Source organism: Peribacillus sp. NPDC056705, assembly GCF_043656335.1.
The window spans coordinates 270,656-294,831 of sequence record NZ_JBHTYI010000005.1 but is presented as its reverse complement, the minus strand read 5'-3'; the positions used below and the strand labels follow the sequence as shown (position 1 = coordinate 294,831).

Here is a 24,176-nt window from a genome sequence, read left to right as displayed (position 1 = left end):
ATATACCGAAAATTATGCGAGAACGCAATGATTTTGTTATGCGTGCTCGATGTATTTTTGGCGTTTTTCAATTGTTTTTGGAAAAAAAAACGATATTAATATTGCGTTCGCATAAGTATTTGGTTTATGATTTGTTCAAGGAGGTGAAAAAAATGGAAGAAAGACCAACTAAAATTTCAATCAGATTGAATAAGAAAGAACTAAGAAAAGCTGCATTTGATTCTGAATTGGAAACGCGCGCTCAAATAGCGGAACATATCGGTGTGAGTGTAACTCAATTATACAGGGCTTGCTTATCACCTGATCATCCAAATTATAACTCTCCAGGTCCAACTTTTATTGCGGGTGTTCTTAAAGCTTTTGGGGAACCATTCGAACGATTCTTTTTTTTAGATGAAAATTATGCGAGGACGCATAACTAATAAACTAAGGGCAAATGTTTTAGGTTTAAGTTCTCAAACTGTGCAGGAGAGGTGGTGAGTAAGTTGAGGATCATCCCTAATGAATGGCTATCTATGTCAAAGGTAGAGCGGTACATGGAAATTTATCGAGCTTATATCCGGAATCAAAAATTTCAACAATAAAAGGAGCAGAATAATATGGGTGAAAAAGTAATCAAATCTTTTGAATTAATTGCTGAAGCGACTACTCCTTTTATTTATAAAATTGAGGTTGGTAAGGAGTTCGGTGGAGAAGTTGTGGCCGACATTATCGAGCATGATGGAGTATTCAAATTGTTTAATCGTCATGACGAACTAATCACAGAATTTTTTTTACCTGTTGTCGTTATTGAATACGAACATCTAGTAAGTGAGGTGCTGTAAATGCGGGTGATTTTTAAAACACTGACACTTGTAAACTTTAAATCCCTCCGCGATATCACTGTTAACTTTGGCGAGAGAACAGATATCACGGGGGACAATGCAATAGGAAAAACTTCTATAACAGAAGCTATCCCATGGTTATTGTACGGCATGGATGCCTTAGGAAGCAAATTGGATCCTACTCCAATTACTTACGAAGCAGAAGAAACAAAGGTTTCACTTCTGTTAGAAGTTGATGGGAAAGAATTAATGCTTGGTCGTAGCCTGAAGAAAAATAAGACCAGCTACTATGTAAATGATGTTCCATCAAAAGCTGGAGAATTTAATGAAGTTGTAGCAAGACTTTTTGACAAAGACTTGTTCCTTTCTCTTTACAACCCTAATTATTTTCCATCAATGCATTGGGAAAAACAGAGGTCTATGCTTCTGCAGTATGTCACATCACCAGTAAATAAAGAAATATTAAAGCATATGCCGGACGAGCAAAGAAAAAGCCTATCTGCACTATTAAAAAAACATAGTTTAGAAGATATAAAGAAAATCCATGCTGAGAATAAAACCAACTTGGATAAAAAATATATTGCTGCACAAAGCAAGACAAAGACATTAAAAGAACAGTTGGACTATATATCTCCGACAGTTGCTCTTGATTCGTTGAAGGTGGAAGAAAGTCAGCTACTTAAACAGATTAAAGAGATTGAGAAGGTTACAGATTCCGCAGGAGACATTAATCGGAGAATAAATACTCTCAATACTCGGATCAGTTCAATGTTAGCTGAACGTGACCAGATGAAAGATGATTTTCAAAGACTTAAGGATGAAGAGATACAAGGCTCTTGCCGAGTATGTAAGCAACCATTAATAGAAGAATCTTTACAATCTGCTGAATTAGAAAAGCAGGAAAGAATTAAAAAGTTCAAAGAAAACTACAATGTACACGTCAAGTTGCGTAAAGAACTGGAAGAGGAACTTGCCGAGCTAGAATACATTGACGTCTCTGAACAGCTCGAAAAGGTAAGAGAACTTGAGCAAGAACGCGAGCCTTTGCTACAAGAAATCAGAAATCATGGTCAGTATGAGCAGCTTCTCTCTCAGGTTAATCTAGCACAAGCTACCGAAAATGAAACGCTAAAATCCCTAAATGAGTCCATCTTTATCCTGGACTGCGTTAAGGCATTTAAAGCCAAAGAAGCAGAGCTTCAAGCCGAAAAGGTACAGGCTCTTTTTAAAACATTGTCTGTCCGTCTTTTTGAAGAACAGAAGAATGGTGAGATGAAAAACACCTTTGAAATTGAGATGGATAAGAAGCCTTACAGGAAACTGTCATTGTCAGAAGGTATTAGGGCAGGCTTGGAACTTCGGGATGTTTTATCACAGCAGAGCGAACTTATAACTCCTGTTTTTGTAGATAATGCCGAATCGATTACTAGCTTTAAACAGCCGAGTGGTCAGTTGATTGTTTCTAGGGTTGTTGCTGGTCAGGTATTAAAGATTGAAGGGGTGGAAGCTGAATGAAATCAGGAAGAAAACCCACGTTAAATCAACGTAAAGCAATGGAATGGACTGGGGTCAAAGACACAAATCATTGGTTAGTCGTTAAAAACCTTCCCGGAGAACTGCACATTGTCCATCGGCTTACAGGTCAAATAAAGGAGTTGCCCAATGGCTAAACAACCAAAAATCATTGAACACCAAAAAGCCGGCTATGCAAATCATGTTGCACAGCCGGAACACTTTGGAACTGATTATTTTGGAAATGAAGTCCTTGTCGGTGATCCAGTTGTCGTTGATCCTAGTAACGGTGAAATGATACTAGAAGAAAATATGGAAGACTATTTAATAGAAGAAAAGAGGTTTTTATTTCAATTAGCAGGTAAATAGGAGGGAATAATATTGTGAAAAATCAATTAGCATTCTATCAAAGTTTAGTATTCGGTGAATTAACAGAACAAGACGTTGTAACTATTCGTGAAACAATTGGCAAAGACTGCAATGAGTCTCAATTCAAATTGTTTATGTCTATCTCAAAAAGTGCTGATGCAAACCCTGTGCTAAACGAAATCTATCCTGCTGTAAGAGGCGGTCAATTAACTGTACAATTCGGTATTGATTTCTATGTTAGGAAGGCCAAAGAAACACCTGGATATTTAGGTTATGATGTTCAACTGGTACATGAGAATGATGAATTTAAAATGCATCAAGAAATGGATGAGGACGGAAGATATTTCATTGTGATCGATGAGCACTCTTTCGGGTTTCCAAGAGGAAAAGTAATTGGCGGTTATACATTTGCCTATAAAGAAGGGTTAAAACCTTTTTCGGTAATTATGGAAGTTGAAGAGGTTGAACATTATAAAAAGTCTAATATCGGAATGCAAAAGACCATGTGGACAAACAACTTTAATGACATGTTCAAAAAGCATATGGTTCGAAGGGCATTGAAAGCTGCCTTTGGTCTGAACTTTGATGATGGGTCTGTAGAAAATAGGGATTCTGATGTTATTTCAGAATACAAACAAAACGAGCGCAAAGACATCACACCTTCCCCAGAGGTGATTGATAAGCCAAAGAATGATGAAACAGATGCCATCGATGAAGCTAAAACAGAACTTAATGCCAAGTTCAGACGTCTTGGAATCACTGGTAAGCAAGCTAAATCCGATTACATCAAAACGAACGCACCGGATATTAAAGGTGACCCAACTTTGTCCCAGCTGCTAGGGTTGCTTGAATTAATGGAGATGCATATTGACATGCAGGGAGCCCAGCTTTCAGATGATGACGAATTGGAATGAGGGTTGAACTATGAGAGTAGACATCTTAGCTAGTGGTTCGGGCGGCAATGTGATTGCTGTCCAATCCTCTGGCAATACCATCTTAGTTGACGTTGGAATTGCTAAAACAAAGATTGAAAAAAGGCTGCTGGAGGTCGGGATTCGTCCCGACTCCATAGATGCCATTCTAATAACTCATGCTCATTCGGACCACGTAAAAGGTCTTCCGTTAGCCAATAAATATCACATTCCTGTTTTTGCTTCAGAGGGAGAATGGAAAAGCATTAAGGGAGTTGATTCAGAGCTTAAAAGGATAATGATCAGCAATCAATTGATAAGTGATTTTGATGTAACGTCTTTTAACGTTTATCATGATGCTTTTCAACCTCTAGGATACTCAATTGTTGATAGGGTCGGTGACAAGGTTTCTGTTTGCTTGGACACTGGAAAGGTAGATTCAGAAATGATAGAGGCTATGCAATATAGTGAATTTTTTATATTTGAGTCGAATCATGAAACTGCTATGTTGGAACATTCCAATTATCCAAACAGCGTGAAGGCACGTATCCTTTCCGATACTGGACATTTAAGTAATAAACAAACCGCAGAAGCCCTTTCAAAACTTGTAAAAGGAATCGGGGAAAAGATATATCTTACTCACTTATCAAGTAACAACAACCTTCCAGAGTTGGCTAAATTAACGACAATAAGTGTGTTGTCCAAAAATGGATTCAAAGTTGATGAGGATTACGAAATTCAAGTTTTTTGAGGTGATGACATGGCGAGGCCGACAAAAGAAGGTCTTGATTATTTTCCTTTAGATACAGATATTGATCAAGATGAAAAAATAATAGTTGTTGTAGCCAAATATGGAATGAGAGGATTCGGGGTTATCATTCGATTCATGATGGAGGTCTATAAAAGCGGGTACTTCTATCGTTGGACGGAAAAAGAGCATTATGTTTTTTCTATGAAAGTCGCCGAGCCTGTCGAATTCCTAAATGAATTGGTTGAAGAGTGTTTAAAGTGGGGATTCTTTAATCAAAAAATGTTTGAAGAGTATGGGATTCTTACTTCAAAGGGGTTTCAAAAACGGTTTTTGCTTGCTTCTACTCGTCGTAAAGGACACTCAATAAAACCAGAATACAACTTAGTTAATGTAGACATTAATCATAGTTCTGAAGTGGTTAATGTTAACAATAACTCCGTTAATGGCGGGGATAATGTAGACAATAACTCAGTTTGTAGTGGAGTTAATGTGGACAATAATGCCACAAAGGAAAGTAAAGTAAAAGAAAGTAAAAGAAATAGAGATATAGGCATCTACGAAGAGATTATCTCTTTTTTAAATGACAAGACTGGAAAGAGATTCAGTTCGAAGTCAGTAGCAAATAAAAAGCTAATAAATGGTCGAATGAGTGAAGGAAGGACATTAGATGACTTTATTCATGTTATAGAAGTTAAATGTAGCCAATGGTTAGATGATTCTAAAATGAATGAGTATCTACGACCATCTACTTTATTTGCTCAAAAGAACTTTGAAAACTACGTAAACGAAAAGCCTAAAAGTGAAAAGAAGAAGTCAATAGATCCACGTGATAAGGATATAGAGTTCCAGCGCTGGATAGCAGATGGGAATGATCCAGATGAATTTACCTGGAACTAATATATCTGCTGAACAGTCTGTCTTAGGTGCAGTATTTCTGGATTCAAATGTCCTTGATGATATTGTCTTTTTGGAAGAGCGGGATTTCCTGAGCCCTAAGCATAAAGAAATTTATAAAGTAATGAGGATCTTAGAAAAGCGTAGAAAACCTGTGGATATTATTACTGTAACGGAGGCTTACGTTAGGTTTGGAAATATCGAAAAAATTGGTGGTGTTCAATACCTATCTGAATTAGCTGCATCATGTCCAACCACAGAAAATGTGAAGTTCTACGCTGAGATTATTCGCTCAAAAGCAATGGAACGTAGGATTAAGAATACAGCTCAAATTATCGAAGGAATGTCCCGAGATGATTATGAAACGGATGAAGAATTCTTTTCATATGTGGAACAGCTGGTGGCTGAATTAAGGCCAGTAGATAATGCGAAAATGTTAAGCTTCTCAGAAACAAGGGATGAATATTACACACATCTAAAAACGCCGGCAGAGTTCATAAAGACTGGATTTTCAGAATATGACAAGTGGGCACAAGGTTTATGGAGAGGTTGGCTTTTTATTAGTGCCGGGCGCCCTTCAGTTGGTAAGACTGCATTGGCCCTTCAAAGAATAAACGGGGTTGCTAAGCAAAAAGAAGGCGTCGTCCTTGTTTGGAGTCAAGAAATGAAAAGGAATTCTTTAAAGGATCGGATGGTATCTGCAGAAACAGGTATCCCATTCCGGAGGATAAAAATGAAAGACCTAAATCAAAATGAACAAAAGCTTGTTGATATGGCTTATGACAATTTTGAGTATTTACCAATCTTTATGGAGGATAGTTCAGGAGTGACCATCGATGAAATTAAGGCTACCGCAAAGCAGTTTAAGAGGAAGCACGGAAAAATTGCGATGATCGTAGTGGATTACCTTCAAATCATGAACATCCCTCAGACAAAAGGCGATACCAGGGCCCTTGCAATAGGTCGTGTAACGGGTCAAGCGAAACAAATTGCCATGGACATGAATTGCTGTTTTATGATGCTTTCCCAAATGACAAGGGAGTCGGATAAAAGGGGGAGGCCATTGCTTTCAGATTTGAAAGAATCCGGTTCCATTGAACAAGATGCAGATGTAGTTGAATTTTTATGGAGTGAGGGTGAAACCACATCTCAGGGAAAAATCATCAATCAAACCTTCGCAAAGGGTCGAGATGTTGGAGTGAATGAATTTAAATTACTTTTCCTGAATTGGAAGCAGAAATTTACTGAGGTTCCAAGGGAGGTAAAACAGTCATGAAAATAATCTAGCTAACATTCAAATTATCAAATAGCCAGGGGTGAAAATAAGATTAAAGAAATCATAGTGCAGCTGAAAGTTTGTTGCAGGAGAGGGGAAAAAAACATGCGTTTTGTAGGGATAGACCCAGCAAGCAAAACAGGTTTTGTCGCCTTAGCTGAAGCTGGTGTTGTTCTCAGAGAAAAAGAACTTACTGGTTTAGGAGATAAGGACCCGAAAAGGATGTCTACACTGATCGATGAAATTATCGCGCATATTCGCAAGGGTGACATTATTTGCATTGAAGGGTTTCCCTTTGATACTCAGAAAGCCATGTTCGCAGGTGGATTGCATTGGGGAATCCGTAACGCACTATTCAAACAAGGTTATAAATATTATGAAGCTGCTCCTAATGGTGTTAAAAAGTTTGTTAATGTTACTGGTTGGGTCGGAGAGGTAGGGCACAAAAAAAGGCTAAAAGGTAAAGATAAAAAATTAGCTATTAAGAAGGCTGTTAAAGAACATTTTGGTTTTGTTCATAAAAGTGACAACGTCGTGGATGCGTACATTCTTGCTGAAATAGCTAAGAGTTTATGGACAGTCGAAAGTGGCATTGAGTGTTTAATGAATGCAGGCTATTTTCCAAGCTATCAAGCTGAGGTTATTGATGTCATCTTAAATCCTGTTGCCAAACCATAGAAAAAGAAGGTTACTGAGGTATGAAGGAAAAGTTAAACAGCGTAAAAAAATTAAATGACAAGTAAAGCGCGTGGTAAAACATTCTTTAAAAATGTGGTAAAGCAGTTGAAGTGGTTAGTCGTAATTTCAGCTATTAGTTGTAGGAAAAATTAAAACGGACTACTTGGACAAGATAGCCCGCTTCAAATACTACTATTACTTTTTGGTTAATAAGCTGTAACGAGTAGTGTTAATAACATCAGCTAAAAAGCCGGGTGAGATTTCATCGAGTTCCGCACCAAGCCTATTTCTCATATAACTATTGAAAAATGGGTCCAAAATAATTTCTTCAGCTGTTCTACTTTTATCATCAGTCTGCCTCAAGTAATCACGTATGATTCTATGCAAATTATAAGTTGAAGAGCTGTGCCTTAATTCTTGGTCAAGTATGTCTGCGAAGTTTGTGCCATTTTCAATGTTTTTACTTTTCTTTTGGGTTGTAGTTATGGATTTTAGTTCTGATTGTAAACTATCGAGTCTATCAAGAATTATTTTTTGAGGATCGCTAACCTCTTCTTGATTTAATTTAGGAACTAGAAACCTTCCGAAATTACCCAAAAATGGCGAATAGCCATCGATATTAATAGATGCCTCATACGTTTGTTTGATCTTTATGGCCAATTCTTCTTTAAACTCTACGATTTGGTCATATCTTAAATCTTTAGGATATTCAAGTGTTTGTATGTTGCCAGTGTCAAACATGAAAGGGGTTGGGATATCCTTGATAACTATTGTCGGTTTATCAAAAGTTAAACGCATACCTAATTCAAAAAGAACATTTGGATTTCTGCCGCTAATATCACAGATGACTATATCAGAGTTATAGACGTTTTGAATAATATTCCTATGTATAACATTAGTTTCTTTTGAATCACTCACCATACTTGTTTCAAATAATAATCCGTCCACTTGTTGTGAAGCTTCAATAATTATCTTTTTAACATCTTGCCAATGTTTTTCAGTGTAGCTATCCATTGCGGCGATAGGCATTATAATTCCGCATTTTAAGTTAGGTGTTTGATTACTAACCATATTCTTATCTACTTCTTTTTGTTTTTCAATATTTCCTTTAAAATTTTCAGCCAACCATTGCACCTGCTTTCTTTTTCTAAATCTATATTACTAGAATTAACCATGTATTTGTACATTTTTTTCAATTACTAGAATTAAATAACTTGTTAAGAAAGGGGGGCAAAGAATTGGTGGTCGTAGACCATTACAGTCAAAGAACTTTTAAGGAAAAACAAGTTCTTTGAAGTAACCTCCAGGATTTATTGCAGATACAAGTACTGAAAGACTTTCTTAAGCTAGCGACGTTATATCTAGACAGTAAAGCTACAATTGTTTTTCTTTTCGAGAGTAACTAGTCTGGTTTGCATCTTAAAAACACTTAAAAAAGGAGCTAATCATTATGACTAAAACTATTTTGAATGTCTTATTCAAGAAAATGCAAAAGGATGACAAAAAAGAAATACTTCATTTTCATGTACAGGGAAACGATCTGCCAAACACTCAGGAGCTTGTCGGTTTAGCCGGATCTATTGTTATCTTAAATGTGAATGAGAGTGAAGCTGGAACTTTCAATGCAGAGTTTGTTTCTGTACAGAAGGATTCAAAGAAAACTGCACTCAAATTTAATATTAAAGGTGATTCTGATGATAAAGTAATCAAGCTTTACCCACACGCTGGAAGAAGCGTTACATTGTATATGGAGCCGTCACAAAAGTCCTTCGATGATTTCAATGAGGAAGACGAACATGAAGGTATTGAATACAAGATTAATACAGACGGTACCGCAGTTATTTCTCCAAACCAGATGAGTATAGAAGATGTGGTACCTGAGGACAAGAGTGAGGTTCTAAAATCTAAGCTTTAAGAAGAAGACGATGATCTGATTGCCGAAGTAGATCTAAGTGATGATGATTCTCTAGAATAATCTGCTTGGCCCTGGGCTTCGGCCTAGGGAACCTCTTTGAAAAATGGGGGAAAACAATGAGCTTTGAATTACCCGAATTAGACAGAAGAGAAACCCAAAAGGCAGTGGAAGAAACACTTGAGAAATATAGATTATATAAATACCTATTATATGAAGAAAGAGAACCTTCACTAACAACAAACTCAGAAATTAGATATCATGGTCCCACTAATCAAATTGGCGACCAGACAGGAAGTATAGCGATCTATAATGCTGATCAAAGGATATACAGAAAAAATTTCTGCGAGCGAATAGAACGTGCTGTCAGCCGTTTACCTAAAAAGGAGAGGTCACTGATACAAGAAAGATACATGCAGCAGGAATCGGACTATCTGACTGATTACAATGTGTACTGTTTTAAACTCCAACCACCTATTTCTGAAAAAACATATTCTAAAATCCGGTGGAAGGCTTTTTATAAATTAGCCTTAAATTTAAACTTAGCTGTCGTTAAAAATAAGGAGGATTAAAAATGGGGCTGATAAACAGAAACGACTATCCCGAGGTGCTTGAACCTAAAGAGATACAAGAAATCCTTAAGCTTGGAAGAAGACAAACCTATGAGTTATTAGCCGATGCTCCGTTTAGAGTACTAAAGGTTGGTAGGAATTATAAAATACCAAAGCATGTCTTTTTTAATTGGTTTGAAGGAAATGAAAAAAAGGATTAAGCAGGAAATTTATTTCTTGCTTTTTTTGATTTCCGTGGTAAACTCAAGTAAATTAGGTGGTTTTAAAACGGTAGGTTTTTGGTAGGAAACTTGGTAGGGAAATCGAGTTTCTAATGTGATTAGAGGAAACTTAATAAATCACCAATTCCAATAAGATGCTTATATAGAGCCACTTGAAGCACCTTTCGGAAACGAAAGGAAACAAAAAATTTTATAGGTCTATCTTCGGGGCGGGGCGCAATTCCCCACCGGCGGTGATGAAGGAATTTCTTCTTCTAAGCCCGCGAGCCTTACAAGGCAGGATTTGGTGTGATTCCAAAGCCGACAGTATAGTCTGGATGGGAGAAGATGGAGGTTCCTGAGTGCGTTTCAACAGTTATTTGCTGAACGTTTGTTTGATGTAGCCTTTAATTTATCCCTTTAATTCTATTGGAATTAAAGGTTTTTTATTGAGCATCAGCATATTTTGGAACCCAAACCTCTTTTTCAGGTAGATCGGAAAAGAAGGAGAGAGAACTATGAATAAGAACAAAGTGAAAAAAACGGTCACACTTGCGATGATGGGAAGCATTTCTTATTTATTGATGCTTTTAAATTTCCCGTTTCCAGGATTCCCGCCTTTTCTCAATGTCGATTTTAGCGACATACCGGCACTGATGGCGGCATTGATTTTCGGTCCGATGGCTGGAATTCTAGTCGAATTCATTAAAAACCTTTTGGATTTAGTCATGACTGGGACCATGACTGCTGTACCTGTGGGGCATATCGCTAACTTCATAGCCGGAATACTGTTTGTCTTGCCAACTTATTATGTATTTAAGAAAATCAATTCAAAAAAAGGGATGACGTTCGCTTTACTTGCGGGGACAGTTTCCATGGCAGTATTCATGAGTGTTTTAAACTATTTTGTCTTTTTACCGGCATATACCTTCTTTATGGGATGGGATGCAATGTCGGCGCCAGAGTCAAGAAAGTTCGTTACGACGGCAATCTTGCCTTTCAACGTGATTAAAGGCGTGCTCATCACATCTGTATTCATGTTGCTGTTCATTAAATTACAGACATGGATCAATAAACAAACATTATATAAAAATGCTTAACGGCATTGACGATAGAAATGAAAAAACAACCGGATATCCATATTCGGTTGTTTTTTTTTTATGTTTGTTATTTAGGTATGAGACAAAAGAAAAGCCATTCTCGATTGAAAATGGCTTGTACCGTTATTCGAATTTTAGTGCGTCTCCGTCAAATGCCTCGTCAGCAACTTTAATGGAATCCGTTGGGCATCCTTCAAATGCATCCATCATGTCGTCTATAAGTACATCTGGAATTTCAACGATTCCCTCGTTATCGTCAAGGGTAACAAATGCAATCCCTTCGTCATCATAATCATATATATCTGGTGCGGCTGCTCCGCAAGCTCCACAAGCTATGCATGTTTCTTTATCCACAATAGTAAATTTAGCCATGAATATAACCCCTCCTAAGTTGTTTAACAACTGATAATCTTTTTATTTCAGATTATTATCTCTTTCTTATTGTAAGACCGAATGCCAAACTTTTCAATAGAAATTGTATTGATAATAACTATCATGTAGCTGAATGTCAACGAAAAACATCGTAATAATTAATTTGGTTCTTTCCGTGGTTCGTCATTTAGTCACATATTTTTCCTTGTATTCATCATTAATAACGGCGATTTATGCAGTTTTTTGTTACAATGGGGTTATTGGTTAAATGAAACAAGGATGTGAGTCCCATGAATAATTATCTACAGGCCATCATTCTATATGCGATAAAAAAATTTCAAGGCGAACGTTCCATTTATGCTATATACCATATGCTGCAGGGTAAGAAATCGTCACAAACAATCCAGGATGCCCATTTATTCGGCTTAACGGATATTTTTGGGACAATACCCCGATTTACCCGTCAGCAATTAAATCAAAACATTGATCATTTACTTAAGCATGAGATGATTAATTTAACGGATAGATCAGATGCGTATGAAATTAGTATGCAAGGTGAGGGAATGTTAGGCGATTACTTTAAAAAATATCCTTTTCCGGCGTATATAAATGGTTGGAAGTATAACAATATAACCCCGGTTTTCTGGGGAAGGTTAAACTTACTCATTCAAACCATATCCCATATTGTCCACAATGATAGACGTTTTTATCCGATTCAACGAAATCCCAAAATCCAATTCTTCGTAAAGGAATTTTTACATGTCAATCGTCAGGATCGAACGGTGATTGCCCAACATCTATATGATGAACTGGTATTCCTTTTAGAAAGTCAAAGTGATATGAAACGAGACATTTTCATATTGAGGTTAACCGGAATAAACAGGATTGGACTTACGTTTGAACAGATTGCAAAAAGGAAAGAGGTAGAAGAAGAGTATGTTCGCTTTACATTTCTTGACACATTGCATCAAATGCTTGCGGAAATGGAATCGGGAAAGGATTACCCACTCTTGTCATCATTAACCAATGATTGGAAAAGCAGTGGGAATCCTCAATTGACACAATCTACCAATACAACTTTACGATACATCCAGGAAGGGAAAAATCTGGATGAAATAGCTGGAATCCGCAGATTGAAGGTCAACACCATCGAAGATCACCTCGTAGAAATTGTCTTATCGGAAAAGGATTTTCCGATTTCCGATTATGTAACTATCGAGGATGAGAGGGAAATTGCTGACGCTATTAAGGAACTTGATACGAAAAAGCTTAAAGCAATCAAGCAGATGGTCGATAATAAACAAATAAGCTTTTTCCAAATAAGACTTGTACTTGCGAAAATAGGTGAGTGATGATGAACATAGAACGGGTCCTCAAAGAAAAATTCGGATTTAATGAATTCCGCCCTGGGCAAAAGGAAGTGGTTGAATCATTGATGTCCGGCCGTCATACCTTAGCTATGCTCCCAACCGGATCAGGCAAATCATTATGTTACCAGCTGCCTGCTTATCTCTTAAATAAGACTGTCCTAATTGTCTCCCCGTTATTATCTTTAATGCAAGATCAAGCAGATCAGTTGAAGATGAGCGGCGAAAAAAGTGTATTGACCCTCAACTCTTTTTTGACGCTAAATCAAAAAAGGAAAGCTTTTGACCGGTTACATAGTTATCGTTTTATCTTTTTATCCCCTGAAATGCTAAGCCTGGACGGTGTGATAAAATCCTTGAAGTCCATAGACATAGGTTTATTCGTCATAGATGAAGCACATTGCATCTCACAATGGGGGTATGATTTCCGTCCGGATTATTTGAATTTAGGAGAAGTGAGGCGTGAATTGAACAATCCGTTGACTCTTGCCCTGACGGCAACTGCAACCGATGAGGTCCGGAGGGACATCGTTGGTAAACTCAACATTGGGAAGGTCAAGGAAATGGTCTCATCTGTTGATCGGGAAAATATTGCAATTATTGTCGAGCGGATGTTCAGCTACGAGGAGAAGCTAGCCCGTGTGCTGGAACTTGTCAGGAAATTTACCGGAAGCGGAATTATTTATTTTTCCTCTAAAAAAGTGGCGGAATCAGTCACTGGGTTTTTACAGGATAACGGGATCGATAGTGTCAATTATTATCATGGTGGAATGGAACAGGAGCAAAGGATGCTCATTCAGCAGCAATTCATTTCCGGCCAGTTGAAAATTATATGTGCAACAAGTGCTTTTGGAATGGGTGTGAATAAATCGGATGTCAGATATGTTGTCCATTTTCATATCCCGTCCACGATGGAAGCGTATCTTCAGGAGATAGGCAGGGCGGGACGAGATCGGAAACAAAGTGTGGCTGTCTTATTATATACCGAAGGGGATGAAGGGCTTCCCCTGCATTTGATGGAGCAACAGTTGCCTACGGATTCGCAAATCGATGGTGTATGTTCGTTCCTTAATGCATCACACAAAAATATGGCGAATTTGACCGTCGCTGAAAAAGATCGGCTGTCCCAATCCTATTCGTTGAACGAAATCCAGCTCCGGTTTTTTACGCAGCTTAGCACGGGCAATAACCTAAATCAAATGGAAGAGATGAAAGAGTATTGTCAAAAGAGAAAATCAAGGAATCAGGAAAAGCTGCATAAATTCCTTCACTGGATACATGCCCAGGAATGTCGCCGTTTAGGGATACTGGACTACTTTGGAGAAATGCATCGGGAAGTGAATCCCATCTGCTGTGATATTTGTGGGATGGATGTCGAAAAAATGGCTGATGTATGGCCGGAAGTGAAGATGGATCCGGTGAATTCCTTTTCCACTTGGAAAAAGGAATTGGCTTATATCTTATTAAAGAAGGAAAATGGCAATGAAAAATAAGCAAGCTGAAATAATTAAACAACTTACAGATAAACAGTTGCTATATAATTTGTTTCTTACGCAAATTATTCTCTTAACGTTAGCCATCTTTTTAGGTATTATTTTATTTAAAGACCGTTCAGCTTTTTTTGACTTATTTATCTTTGATGACCTGAACATTTTGCTAATTGGAATTCCCGCTGGAGTCATTGTCGTGTTATTGGACATATTGTTTATGAAAGTGACTCCATCTTCCTATCAGGATGATGGAGGTATTAACGAACGCATTTTCAGTAATTTGTCATACCCGATAATTTTTGCCGTTACTTTAGTGGTTGCGCTAAGTGAAGAAGTATTATTCCGCGGAGTGCTGCAAACACATTTTGGTTTGCTTCTTACGAGCCTAATTTTTGCAGCCGTTCATTATCGTTACCTATTTAATTGGTTTTTATTTTTAAATGTTTTGGTTTTGAGCTTCTTTATCGGTTTTCTATTTGAAATGACCAATAATCTCATCGTGACGATAACCGCTCACTTTTTAATTGACTTTATCCTTGGTATTTTAATCAGGAACAAAAAGCAAAGAGGGTTTAGCAAGAAAGGGGGTGACTTGAATGAGCCGAGTGCAAAAGAATGAAAATGAAAACGATCAGGCTGGTGAACTCCGTTCGCGAATTGAACGTCAGAAGGCAAAGTCCTCATTGCCCAAGCGGAGCAAAGTCCACCAGAATAAAAAGAAAAAAAGTAAAGTGAAGAAGTTCCCAATGATACAATTATTAGCATTATTTTTTATTTTACTTCCAATTGGTTTTTACACCCTTTATACATATATGCAGGGTAGGCCTGTACCTGATGTGAAAAGTGACCAAGTCGTCTTTAGTGAGGAATCGATTCCAACTACAGCTACTGCAGATGATTTAAAGGAAAAAGAATCGGCAAAGGCTAAAGCGGAGAAAGAAAAAGAAGAAGCTGAGGAAAAAGCCAAAGCACAGCGAGAAGCTGAAGAAAAAGCCAAAGCACAGCGAGAAGCTGAGGAAAAAGCCAAAGCACAGCGAGAAGCTGAAGAAAAAGCCAAAGCACAGCGAGAAGCTGAAGAAAAGGCTAAAGTACAGCGAGAAGCTGAGGAAAAAGCCAAAGCACAGCAAATAGCTGACGAAAAAGCAAAGAAGGCAGAAACAGAAAAGCAAAAGGCTTCCGAAAATGTTCAAGCTGCGACACCGGATAAAGAGGGATACAAAGTTGTCTTACATACTGTTCAAGGTGAAGAAACATTATTTCGCATTTCCATGAATTACTACAAATCACAGGAAGGGATTGCTCTGATCAGGGAGTGGAATGGGCTGAATGGCAATGAAATTTCCAAAGGTCAGGTATTGAAAATTCCTATCAAGAAATAACGATGGCACTCTGTCTTTATAGGCAGAGTGTTTTTAAGATTGTATGACTTAGTTCAGTTTAAAGATAAACGTGGCAGGTACTTTATCATTTTTTCCTCTGCTTTTTCATATCATGATTTGAAAGAGTAGAGGAGGAAATGCGATGGAATCGGCAATCATTTTATTGGATGAGAAAACGGATCAAGCAACAAAGCAAATGCTGCAGAATGTCGTGGATCGAAAGAAAAAATTCGAGGCACTTAAAAAGAAGCACCTTCAAAGCTTATGGGCAACTATGATCGTTGCTGCCCTTTTTATGATTTATCTATATTTTTATATCGTTGTACCCTATTCCTATTCCTTTTTCAGTATGTTTAGTGTTTTCGTCGACCATTTTAGCCATTTTCTCTTTTTGGCGGCAGCAATTGGTTTATATGGATATATGGTATTAATTAAAAAAAAGCTGGACAAAGCTGAAAAGGAGTTTCAACTGCTACGCTGTGAAATCATTAATAAAAGTAAGCAATTGTGGGAAAAAGAGGAAGAATGGAAAAGCCGCCATAAGGTTTTTGAAATGATGAAGAAGAATTATGATATTAACTTATATCATGAAAATAAATGATGATCGCGTTAAATCATATTTAATTGCGGGTAATATGGTTTTATGGTTATATGAAAGTACGTTTGGGAAAAGGATGGAAAGAAGGTTTAACTTAGATGTTATGGTTATCTGGATTATTTTTAGTCATCATTATGCTGTCATTTGCCATGATCATTTACATGTGGCGTACGGCTATGCAAGATAGGGTGATTTATCAAGACTTATATTTTAAAGACTTTCCTGAAGGCTTTGGAGATGTCCGGATCTTTTTTATATCCGATATTCATCGGAGGATCGTTGCGGATAAATTAATTGAGGAATCTCGTGACAAAGCAGATTTGGTGATAATCGGCGGTGACATTAGGGAAAGCGGGGTTCCCTTAGAACGTGTAGAAAAAAATATATTGAAATTAAAAGAACTTGGTCCCCTTTATTTTGTTTGGGGTAATAATGATTATGAGGGAGACTTCCATGAACTGGATGCGACTCTTTTGAAACATGGTGTGAAAATCCTTGATAATACAGCTGTTTCTTTTGAGTCTCAAAATGGCAGCAAAATCGCTCTTCTGGGCATTGATGATATATCGGAAGAACGTGATAGGCTTGACCTTGCCCTGTCGGATTGCGGGAATGAAGACTTTCGTATTTTGGTGAGCCATAATCCATTGGTCAAGAAACAGTTGACCCCGGAACACCATATTAGTCTTGTCCTGTCAGGTCACACCCATGGCGGGCAAATTCGTATATTCGGATTCGGGCCCTATCAGATCGGCAGCATTGAAAAAGAGGGGGACTGTTTATATATGACGAGTAATGGTTATGGGACAAGCGAAGTGCCATTAAGGCTCGAGGCAAAGCCAGAAACGCACCTCTTCACCCTGAAAAGGGGGACAGACACTAAAATAGGCGAAGCTGAGGAAAAGACCTATTAGGCTCATATTAATCGAGCATATCGGAATTTTACAGACCATGAAAAATCCACTATAATTTCAACAAATGATCGTATAGTTATTGGAGGCCTTGTAAAACCATGCAAGAAGGTAAATATAATATAAAGGCAGTTTCAAAACTGCTGGACATTCAGTCGGGAACCCTTAGGGCTTGGGAAAGGCGCTATAAATTTATCGAGCCTGTCAGGAATGAATCGGGCCACCGGCTGTATACTGAAAAACATCTGCAAATCCTTAAGTGGCTCATCAATAAAACAAAGCAAGGTTTTACAATAAGCCAAGCCGTTTCACTTCTCGAAAGTACTGGCACTCTAGCTCCTGGAGTTCCTGAAACGAACCGTAAGAATGAACAAGCGATTAAGTTATCGGAAGAATTAATCGAAGCTCTATTGAATTTCAATGAAAATAAAGCTCATATGCTGATAAGCCAAGCATTCAGTATGTATACCATCGAACAAACCATAGTTGATGTACTTGGTTCCATATTGGTTCAGATTGGGGATAAGTGGGAAAGGGAAGAAATTACTTCCGCTCATGAACACTTTGCTTCGAACATCCTGAAATCCAGGATCAGTTCAGTTATGCATACCATTCCGACTAATGGTTTTCTGCCGAAAGCCCTTACTGTTTGCGCTCCAGGTGAAAAACATGAATTTGGACTGTTGGTCTTTACCGTTTTTTTGAAGAGGAAAGGGTATGAAACCATTTATTTAGGTGAATCCATTGCTGATAATGACCTTCTCACCGTCTTAAACATCATAAAACCTACTTACCTATTCATGTCATGTTCACTGAAAGAGAATCTTGATGGAACATTTAGGCTGGTTGAAACATTAATAAAGGATTTCCCGGATTTGAAGGTGGGTCTTGGCGGTGCGGCGCTAAGCTTCATTTCCGAGGAAAACCGTACGGCCTTCAGCGGAGTTTTAATGGGGGACACGCAGTCGAAATGGGAGGAATGGCTGAAAGGTTAGCGGCCGCCTGCTTAAGAGAAATAATGGATATGCACCCTGCGACCAAGGCTTCATATGATGTATGAAGATGGTAACCAGGGGGCATTTTTTTATGAAGCTGGAGCGATTAACTAATAATAAAATCAAGATTTTTTTGACCCTTGATGATTTAATTGATAGAGGCATAACAAAAGAAGATATTTTAGGGAATTCCTTAAAGGTCCACAAGCTATTTCAGGATATGGTCGAGGAAGCGTGCGAAGAACTCAGCTTTAAAATGAGCGGTTCCATTGCAATTGAAATTTTCTCTTTGCCTGCACAAGGGTTGATAATCATTGTGACAAAGGACGAAGAGGAATTATTGACCGACGAAGAGGAATTCTTGGATTTACAAGTGAAAATAGATGACTTCCCCCATATCCTGTATGTTTTCAATGACTTTGAAGATATCGTCCAATTATGTCGTAGATTATCTTTTCAAGGATTGCTTAATAGTACTCTTTATCATTTTGAGGGAAGATATTATTTGCTTATCGAAAATGTTAAAGACACGACCTATGACACAGTCATATCTTTAGCGGCTGAGTATGGCCATGCATCTACATTGACACTAAGCCGCATCAATGAATATGGAACATGTATAATCGAAAATGAAGCGATACATGTTTTGCTCACACATTTTAGCTGATGACAAGGCAGCCACATTATGGTAAAAACAATGTGGTTTGCCTTTTATGCCTCAACTTTCCGCCGAAGAAAATATACGCTAAAAGAGTGAGAAAACAGTTTATATGATAACGTTTTCATTTTTAGAATATTTCCAACTTTTAAATTCCCATTTTTACTCTTGCATTAATGTAACGAAGGTGTATACTAGCACATGAAGAGGACTATTTGTACATTATAATTTTATATATGGAGATTTTCTAGGAGGTACTTTCAATGGAATCGGCAAAAGGCAATAGCCATGTAAATGAAGAAGAAAAACATGACGTATTGAGGTCTACCCAAACTGTAATACATAAAGCTTTGGATAAACTGGGTTACCCGGAAGAAGTTTTTGAGCTGTTGAAGGAACCATTGCGTTTATTAACGGTGAAGATACCGGTCCGCATGGATGATGGCTCGGTTAAAATTTTCACGGGTTACCGTGCACAGCATAACGATGCTGTTGGGCCTACAAAAGGTGGTATCCGTTTTCACCCGAATGTAACGGAACGTGAAGTGAAGGCATTATCCATTTGGATGAGCTTGAAATGCGGTATCGTTGATTTGCCATACGGCGGCGGTAAAGGCGGCATCGTTTGTGATCCTCGTAATATGTCATTCCGTGAACTTGAAAGGCTGAGCCGGGGCTATGTTCGCGCAATTAGCCAAATCGTGGGGCCGACTAAAGATATCCCGGCACCTGATGTATTTACGAATTCCCAAATCATGGCTTGGATGATGGATGAATACAGCCGTATGGATGAATTCAACTCGCCAGGATTCATTACGGGTAAACCGCTAGTGCTTGGTGGTTCTCATGGCCGTGAATCAGCCACTGCCAAGGGTGTGACGATTTGTATCAATGAAGCTGCCAAGAAACGCGGCATCGATATTAAAGGTGCACGGGTAGTCATTCAAGGTTTTGGTAACGCAGGTAGTTTCTTAGCTAAATTCATGCATGACGCAGGTGCTAAAGTTATTGGGATTTCTGATGCATATGGTGCTCTTCATGATCCTGAAGGATTGGATATCGATTATCTTCTCGATCGGAGAGATAGTTTCGGAACTGTAACGAAATTGTTTAAAACCACAATTTCAAATAAAGAACTGCTTGAATTGGAATGTGATATTTTAGTTCCAGCAGCAATTGAAAACCAAATCACTGAAGAAAATGCTGCTGATATCAAAGCATCGATTGTTGTCGAGGCAGCTAACGGACCTACAACGATTGAAGCGACACAAATCCTAACGGATCGCGGAATCCTACTCGTTCCTGATGTCCTTGCTTCTGCTGGCGGTGTAACGGTTTCTTACTTCGAATGGGTACAAAATAATCAAGGGTATTACTGGTCTGAAGAAGAAGTTGACGAAAAGCTGGAAAAAATCCTTGTAAAATCTTTTAATAACATTTATGAACTTGCACAATCAAGACGTGTTGATATGCGTCTAGCAGCTTATATGATTGGCGTAAGAAAAATGGCTGAAGCTTCTCGCTTCCGTGGTTGGATCTAAAAGATTCAAATCAAGTATTGATTTATAGTTAAATCATGTTCATTGCATTATCATTGAAATGATTTGTAAAAACTCCTATCATGTATTGATAGGAGTTTTTATTTTTTGGACGAACGAATTACATAGTGCATGGAAAGGCAGTGGAATAAAGATGAATGTTGAAGAAGTCATTATCATAGGTGGGGGCCCTTGCGGATTGGCTGCTGCGATCGCTCTTAAAGAAGTGGGAATACAGTCCTTGGTCATTGAAAAAGGCAATGTGGTTGATTCCATTTACCGTTATCCGACACATCAAACATTTTTCAGTTCGAGTGAAAAACTTGAGATTGGTGATATTGCTTTTATAATCGAAAACCGTAAGCCGGTCCGCAATCAGGCCCTAGCCTATTATAGGGAGGTAGTCAGAAGGAAGGAATTGCGGGTCAATAAATTCGAAAAAGTGGAAAAGGTGGAGAAACGTGAAGATGGGAAGTTTTTAGTCAAAACATCCAAAGGGGAGTATACAGCTTTGCATGTGATCATATCGACCGGTTACTATGATCATCCTAATTATATGTGCATACCGGGTGAACAGCTCCCTAAAGTGTTTCATTACTTCAAGGAGGGCCATCCCTACTTCAATTGTGATGTTGCAGTCATCGGGGGCAAAAACTCAAGTGTGGATGCAGCTCTGGAATTGGTCAAATCAGGTGCAAGGGTTTCAGTCCTTTATAGAGGATCGGAGTACTCTCCAAGTATCAAACCTTGGATTCTTCCTGAATTTGAATCATTAGTCCGCAATGGAACCATCAAGATGGAATTTAATGCAAATGTTGACAGGATAACGGAAGACAGCGTCATCTATCATGTGGGGGATGAGGAAAAAGTCATTAAAAATGACTTTGTATTTGCAATGACTGGTTACCATCCTGACCATTCCTTTTTAGCTTCAATGGGCATTACTATTGATAAGGAGACTGGAAGGCCAGCATATAATGAGGAAACGATGGAGACGAACGTTAAAGGTCTTTATATTGCAGGGGTTCTGGCAGCCGGAAATAATGCGAACGAAATCTTCATCGAGAACGGCAGGTTTCATGGTGGATTGATTGCCTATCATTTGGCTGTTAAAGAAAAGTGAATTATTTAAATGAGGAGCAGTGACCGTATGGAAAAAATATCATTAATAACCACTGGTGGGACTATTGCCAGTAAAGAAACTGTGAATGGTATGTTGGCCTCTGGTGCATTGACTGGCCATGAGTTGGCAGCACTTTGCGAATTGCCCAAAGATATCGAGGTTAAAGTGGTTGATCTTTTCCAGATTTCAAGCATGTCCATGTCCTTTGAAAAAATGCTACAGCTTAAATCAGCCATTCAAAAGGAATTGGACGATCCAGATGTTACGGGAATCGTCGTGACCCACGGTACGGATACACTTGAGGAAACGGCTTATTTCCTTGATGTCACGAGTAAGGATCAACGACCTATCGTATTAACCGGCTCCCAGCGTTCTCCTCATGAGGTGGGCACCGATGTATATTCCAATCTAAGGAATTCGATTTTATGCGCTGCGAGTGATCTTATTAGGGATGTTGGTGTAGTGGTTGTTTTTAATGAGCGGATCTATTCTGCAAAGTATGTCAAAAAAGTTCATGCTTCCAATTTGCAGGGGTTCGAATCTTTTGGTTATGGATATTTGGGGATAATTGACAATGATGTCGTTAGCATCTATCAAAAACCTTTACATAGGGAGTGTTATGATATTCAGAATCTTATCCCAAGGGTGGATATCATCAAGTGCCATACAGGCGCTGATGGCCTCTTCATTGATGCTGCGGTTGCAAATGGTGCGAAAGGCATTGTGCTCGAAGGTGTAGGAAGGGGACAAGTTACCCCTGTAATGGTAACTTCCATACAAGCTGCAATCGATGAAGGAATTACGATCATCATGACCACAAGTGCAGAAGAAGGAAAAGTTTACCCCGCATATGATTATGAAGGCAGCGCATTTGATTTAAAACAACGCGGTGTGATATTAGGTGCTGATTATGACAGCAAGAAGGCTCGAATCAAGTTAGCTGTCATTCTGGCAAGCGAAAACCTTATAGATGAGACCTTCTTTAAGAACTGAAGAATAAAATAAAATTTGGAAGACTTTATTCTTGGATTCAGTTTTTCTTCATTCCATGGTACGATTAAAGAAATGAAGATGAAAAGAGGGTCAGCTAATGCTGGTCATGTTGTCAGCTGCTATTGCGCCAGGATTGGCGTTACTGAGCTATTTCTATTTGAAAGATCAATATGAAACCGAACCGATATCGGTTGTGGTCAAAACTTTTTTATTCGGTGTATTTCTTGTATTGCCGATTATGTTCATACAGTATGTGCTCGAAACCGAACATATCCTGGATACTGATTTAGCAAATGCTTTTTTATGGGCTGCACTGCTTGAGGAATTCTTCAAGTGGTTCATACTCATTTATGTTATTTATCAGCATGTGGCATTCGATGAGCCATATGATGGGATTGTTTACGGAGCCGCAGTTTCCCTTGGATTCGCCACAATGGAGAATATTTTGTACCTGTTGGCCAACGGGGTGGAACACGCTTTTCTTAGGGCGGTACTACCTGTATCCAGTCATGCTTTGTTCGGTGTGATCATGGGATATTATTTGGGCAAGGCGAAATTTTCGGCTTCGAATAATAGGGTCTATTTATTATTGGCATTGATCATACCGATTTCGTTACATGGGGTTTACGATTATATTTTAGTTTCCCAAAAATTTTGGGTGTACTTTATTATGCCATTCATGATTTATCTATGGTGGTTAGGCATGAAAAAAGTAAAGAAAGCACGTTTGTTGTCTGACTTTCACGCAAAAAAACTTTCACAAAATCATTACCTTAGCAAATGACGAATACTATCAAAACGGAGTGCTGGCATATTTTGCCCGCTCCGTTTTTTTTATGTTGGGAATAAAAAAACCCGTAAAGAAGAAAATAGAATTACATTAATTCAAGAAAAAGAGGAGTGTTTTTGATGAAAGGAATTTCGTCAAAATGGAAATGGCTTTTGCTGTTTTCGTGTATAACTATTTGTTTCGTAATTTACCCGGAAACAAGATCAAATGCCTTTTCGGGCCAAGTCATTCAAAAAGGTGCGGTTGGGGATGATGTAATTGAACTGCAGGCACGCCTGCAAAACATCGGCTACTATAATGGAAAGATTGATGGAGCCTATGGATGGGGCACTTATTGGGCACTTCGAAACTTTCAACAAGATTTCGGACTTCCAATCGATGGTTTGGCAGGGACAACAACAAAACAGAAGTTGACGAAAGCGTCTAATTTCAATAAACAATTTGTTCACGAACAGATCAATAAAGGGAACGAGTTCACCTATTATGGGGGAGTCCCCATTGAAAAACAGGTAAAAGCGAAAGGAAATCGATCTACGTCCGGAGGGGCCGCTTCCGGAAATGCCCCTTCCAAAAAAACGACATCAGCCAATCTTCCAGGAGGATATTCTCAAAATGATATACAACTGATGGCCAATGCCGTTTATGGGGAGGCACGAGGGGAGCCATATACTGGTCAGGTTGCTGTTGCAGCAGTAATTCTGAATAGGGTGGAAAGTGCTGCCTTTCCTAATACCATTTCGGGAGTGATTTTTGAACCCGGGGCATTTACGGCTGTTGCGGATGGGCAGATTTGGCTGACACCGAACGAAAGGGCGAAAGAAGCCGTGGTGGACGCCATCAATGGGTGGGATCCAAGCGGTAATGCAGAATATTACTTTAATCCCGATACAGCAACAAGCAAATGGATCTGGTCAAGGGAACAAATTAAAAGAATCGGAAAACATATCTTTTGTAAGTAAAGAG

Annotated in this window: 29 protein-coding genes and 1 riboswitch; of the genes, 27 read left to right on the top strand and 2 right to left on the bottom strand. The window is 38.6% G+C overall.

From position 1 onward, the window contains the following. From ACFRAK_RS09910 to ACFRAK_RS09865, 10 genes are all read left to right on the top strand, one after another. On the top strand, window positions 1-422 hold a 422-nt coding region (locus tag ACFRAK_RS09910; protein WP_394571691.1), incomplete at its 5' end, for a hypothetical protein. 177 nt (window positions 423-599) lie between these two features. Next, complete coding sequence (locus ACFRAK_RS09905; RefSeq protein WP_394571690.1) at window positions 600-824, top strand: hypothetical protein; 225 nt, start codon at window positions 600-602, stop codon at window positions 822-824. Next, on the top strand, window positions 825-2,339 hold the full coding sequence (locus ACFRAK_RS09900; RefSeq protein WP_394571689.1) for an AAA family ATPase: 1,515 nt from the start codon (window positions 825-827) through the stop codon (window positions 2,337-2,339). It begins immediately after the preceding gene. Next, a complete protein-coding gene (locus tag ACFRAK_RS09895; RefSeq protein WP_394571688.1) occupies window positions 2,336-2,494 on the top strand; it encodes a DUF6906 family protein in 159 nt (52 codons plus the stop codon). Before ACFRAK_RS09900 ends, ACFRAK_RS09895 begins: the two co-directional genes overlap by 4 nt. Further along, window positions 2,487-2,705, top strand: coding sequence for a YqaI family protein (locus ACFRAK_RS09890; protein WP_394571687.1), 219 nt, complete (start codon window positions 2,487-2,489; stop codon window positions 2,703-2,705). The genes ACFRAK_RS09895 and ACFRAK_RS09890 overlap by 8 nt, the downstream gene beginning before the upstream one ends. Window positions 2,706-2,719: 14 nt before the next feature. Then, the gene (locus ACFRAK_RS09885) at window positions 2,720-3,619 is read left to right on the top strand and encodes a RecT family recombinase (protein WP_394571686.1); all 900 of its coding nucleotides are present in this window, start codon (window positions 2,720-2,722) and stop codon (window positions 3,617-3,619) included. Window positions 3,620-3,629: 10 nt separating this feature from the next. After that, entirely contained in the window at window positions 3,630-4,367 is a 738-nt protein-coding gene (locus ACFRAK_RS09880) for an MBL fold metallo-hydrolase (protein ID WP_394571685.1), read from the top strand. Window positions 4,368-4,376: 9 nt separating this feature from the next. Further along, on the top strand, window positions 4,377-5,264 hold the full coding sequence (locus ACFRAK_RS09875) for a conserved phage C-terminal domain-containing protein (protein WP_394571684.1): 888 nt from the start codon (window positions 4,377-4,379) through the stop codon (window positions 5,262-5,264). Next, window positions 5,245-6,537: a replicative DNA helicase gene (locus ACFRAK_RS09870; RefSeq protein WP_394571683.1), complete on the top strand. Its 1,293-nt coding sequence runs from the start codon at window positions 5,245-5,247 to the stop codon at window positions 6,535-6,537. Before ACFRAK_RS09875 ends, ACFRAK_RS09870 begins: the two co-directional genes overlap by 20 nt. A gap of 105 nt (window positions 6,538-6,642) precedes the next feature. Further along, entirely contained in the window at window positions 6,643-7,215 is a 573-nt protein-coding gene (locus ACFRAK_RS09865) for a hypothetical protein (RefSeq protein ID WP_394571682.1), read from the top strand. A 195-nt stretch (window positions 7,216-7,410) separates the two neighbouring features. Here ACFRAK_RS09865 and ACFRAK_RS09860 read toward each other — a convergent pair whose 3' ends face one another. Continuing rightward, the gene (locus ACFRAK_RS09860; protein ID WP_394571681.1) at window positions 7,411-8,340 is read right to left on the bottom strand and encodes a hypothetical protein; all 930 of its coding nucleotides are present in this window, start codon (window positions 8,338-8,340) and stop codon (window positions 7,411-7,413) included. 325 nt (window positions 8,341-8,665) lie between these two features. Between ACFRAK_RS09860 and ACFRAK_RS09855 the strand changes: the two genes are divergently transcribed. The 4 genes from ACFRAK_RS09855 (at window position 8,666) to ACFRAK_RS09840 (ending at window position 10,999) form a co-directional block, all read left to right on the top strand. Then, the gene (locus ACFRAK_RS09855) at window positions 8,666-9,130 is read left to right on the top strand and encodes a hypothetical protein (protein WP_394571680.1); all 465 of its coding nucleotides are present in this window, start codon (window positions 8,666-8,668) and stop codon (window positions 9,128-9,130) included. 116 nt (window positions 9,131-9,246) lie between these two features. Next, a complete protein-coding gene (locus ACFRAK_RS09850; RefSeq protein WP_394571679.1) occupies window positions 9,247-9,699 on the top strand; it encodes an ArpU family phage packaging/lysis transcriptional regulator in 453 nt (150 codons plus the stop codon). A 2-nt stretch (window positions 9,700-9,701) separates the two neighbouring features. Then, the gene (locus tag ACFRAK_RS09845) at window positions 9,702-9,899 is read left to right on the top strand and encodes a DNA-binding protein (RefSeq protein WP_394571678.1); all 198 of its coding nucleotides are present in this window, start codon (window positions 9,702-9,704) and stop codon (window positions 9,897-9,899) included. Between the two features lie 217 nt (window positions 9,900-10,116). Further along, a riboswitch (FMN riboswitch) is annotated at window positions 10,117-10,253 on the top strand. A gap of 164 nt (window positions 10,254-10,417) precedes the next feature. Then, window positions 10,418-10,999, top strand: coding sequence for an ECF transporter S component (locus tag ACFRAK_RS09840; RefSeq protein ID WP_192205378.1), 582 nt, complete (start codon window positions 10,418-10,420; stop codon window positions 10,997-10,999). A gap of 123 nt (window positions 11,000-11,122) precedes the next feature. Here ACFRAK_RS09840 and ACFRAK_RS09835 read toward each other — a convergent pair whose 3' ends face one another. Then, window positions 11,123-11,371: a ferredoxin gene (locus ACFRAK_RS09835; protein WP_034308087.1), complete on the bottom strand. Its 249-nt coding sequence runs from the start codon at window positions 11,369-11,371 to the stop codon at window positions 11,123-11,125. 290 nt (window positions 11,372-11,661) lie between these two features. Here ACFRAK_RS09835 and ACFRAK_RS09830 point away from each other — a divergent pair, with 290 nt between their 5' ends. The 13 genes from ACFRAK_RS09830 (at window position 11,662) to sleB (ending at window position 24,172) form a co-directional block, all read left to right on the top strand. Then, window positions 11,662-12,723: a YpbB family protein gene (locus ACFRAK_RS09830; RefSeq protein ID WP_387597702.1), complete on the top strand. Its 1,062-nt coding sequence runs from the start codon at window positions 11,662-11,664 to the stop codon at window positions 12,721-12,723. Window positions 12,724-12,725: 2 nt separating this feature from the next. Then, a complete protein-coding gene (locus ACFRAK_RS09825) occupies window positions 12,726-14,231 on the top strand; it encodes a RecQ family ATP-dependent DNA helicase (RefSeq protein WP_387597699.1) in 1,506 nt (501 codons plus the stop codon). After that, on the top strand, window positions 14,221-14,847 hold the full coding sequence (locus tag ACFRAK_RS09820) for a CPBP family intramembrane glutamic endopeptidase (RefSeq protein ID WP_387597696.1): 627 nt from the start codon (window positions 14,221-14,223) through the stop codon (window positions 14,845-14,847). The genes ACFRAK_RS09825 and ACFRAK_RS09820 overlap by 11 nt, the downstream gene beginning before the upstream one ends. Continuing rightward, window positions 14,825-15,607, top strand: a complete 783-nt coding sequence (locus tag ACFRAK_RS09815) for a LysM peptidoglycan-binding domain-containing protein (protein ID WP_387597693.1) — start codon at window positions 14,825-14,827, stop codon at window positions 15,605-15,607. Before ACFRAK_RS09820 ends, ACFRAK_RS09815 begins: the two co-directional genes overlap by 23 nt. A 142-nt stretch (window positions 15,608-15,749) precedes the next feature. Beyond that, window positions 15,750-16,208, top strand: a complete 459-nt coding sequence (locus tag ACFRAK_RS09810; RefSeq protein WP_387597690.1) for a YpbF family protein — start codon at window positions 15,750-15,752, stop codon at window positions 16,206-16,208. A gap of 95 nt (window positions 16,209-16,303) precedes the next feature. Beyond that, window positions 16,304-17,119 carry a metallophosphoesterase gene (locus ACFRAK_RS09805; protein ID WP_387707419.1) on the top strand — a complete coding sequence of 272 codons (816 nt, stop codon included), beginning with the start codon at window positions 16,304-16,306 and terminating at the stop codon, window positions 17,117-17,119. A gap of 98 nt (window positions 17,120-17,217) precedes the next feature. After that, window positions 17,218-18,111, top strand: a complete 894-nt coding sequence (locus tag ACFRAK_RS09800; protein WP_387597684.1) for a MerR family transcriptional regulator — start codon at window positions 17,218-17,220, stop codon at window positions 18,109-18,111. A 91-nt stretch (window positions 18,112-18,202) separates the two neighbouring features. Continuing rightward, on the top strand, window positions 18,203-18,778 hold the full coding sequence (locus ACFRAK_RS09795) for a genetic competence negative regulator (protein WP_098370799.1): 576 nt from the start codon (window positions 18,203-18,205) through the stop codon (window positions 18,776-18,778). Window positions 18,779-19,032: 254 nt separating this feature from the next. Next, on the top strand, window positions 19,033-20,310 hold the full coding sequence (locus ACFRAK_RS09790; RefSeq protein WP_192205370.1) for a Glu/Leu/Phe/Val family dehydrogenase: 1,278 nt from the start codon (window positions 19,033-19,035) through the stop codon (window positions 20,308-20,310). A 151-nt stretch (window positions 20,311-20,461) separates the two neighbouring features. Continuing rightward, window positions 20,462-21,430 carry a YpdA family putative bacillithiol disulfide reductase gene (locus tag ACFRAK_RS09785; protein ID WP_260286055.1) on the top strand — a complete coding sequence of 323 codons (969 nt, stop codon included), beginning with the start codon at window positions 20,462-20,464 and terminating at the stop codon, window positions 21,428-21,430. 27 nt (window positions 21,431-21,457) lie between these two features. Next, window positions 21,458-22,423: an asparaginase gene (locus ACFRAK_RS09780; protein WP_387708202.1), complete on the top strand. Its 966-nt coding sequence runs from the start codon at window positions 21,458-21,460 to the stop codon at window positions 22,421-22,423. 97 nt (window positions 22,424-22,520) lie between these two features. Then, window positions 22,521-23,207 (top strand): glutamic-type intramembrane protease PrsW, encoded by a 687-nt coding sequence (prsW, locus tag ACFRAK_RS09775; RefSeq protein ID WP_192205367.1) that lies wholly within the window; start codon window positions 22,521-22,523, stop codon window positions 23,205-23,207. A 125-nt stretch (window positions 23,208-23,332) separates the two neighbouring features. Continuing rightward, the gene (gene sleB, locus ACFRAK_RS09770; protein WP_387597676.1) at window positions 23,333-24,172 is read left to right on the top strand and encodes a spore cortex-lytic enzyme; all 840 of its coding nucleotides are present in this window, start codon (window positions 23,333-23,335) and stop codon (window positions 24,170-24,172) included. Window positions 24,173-24,176 lie beyond the last annotated feature (4 nt).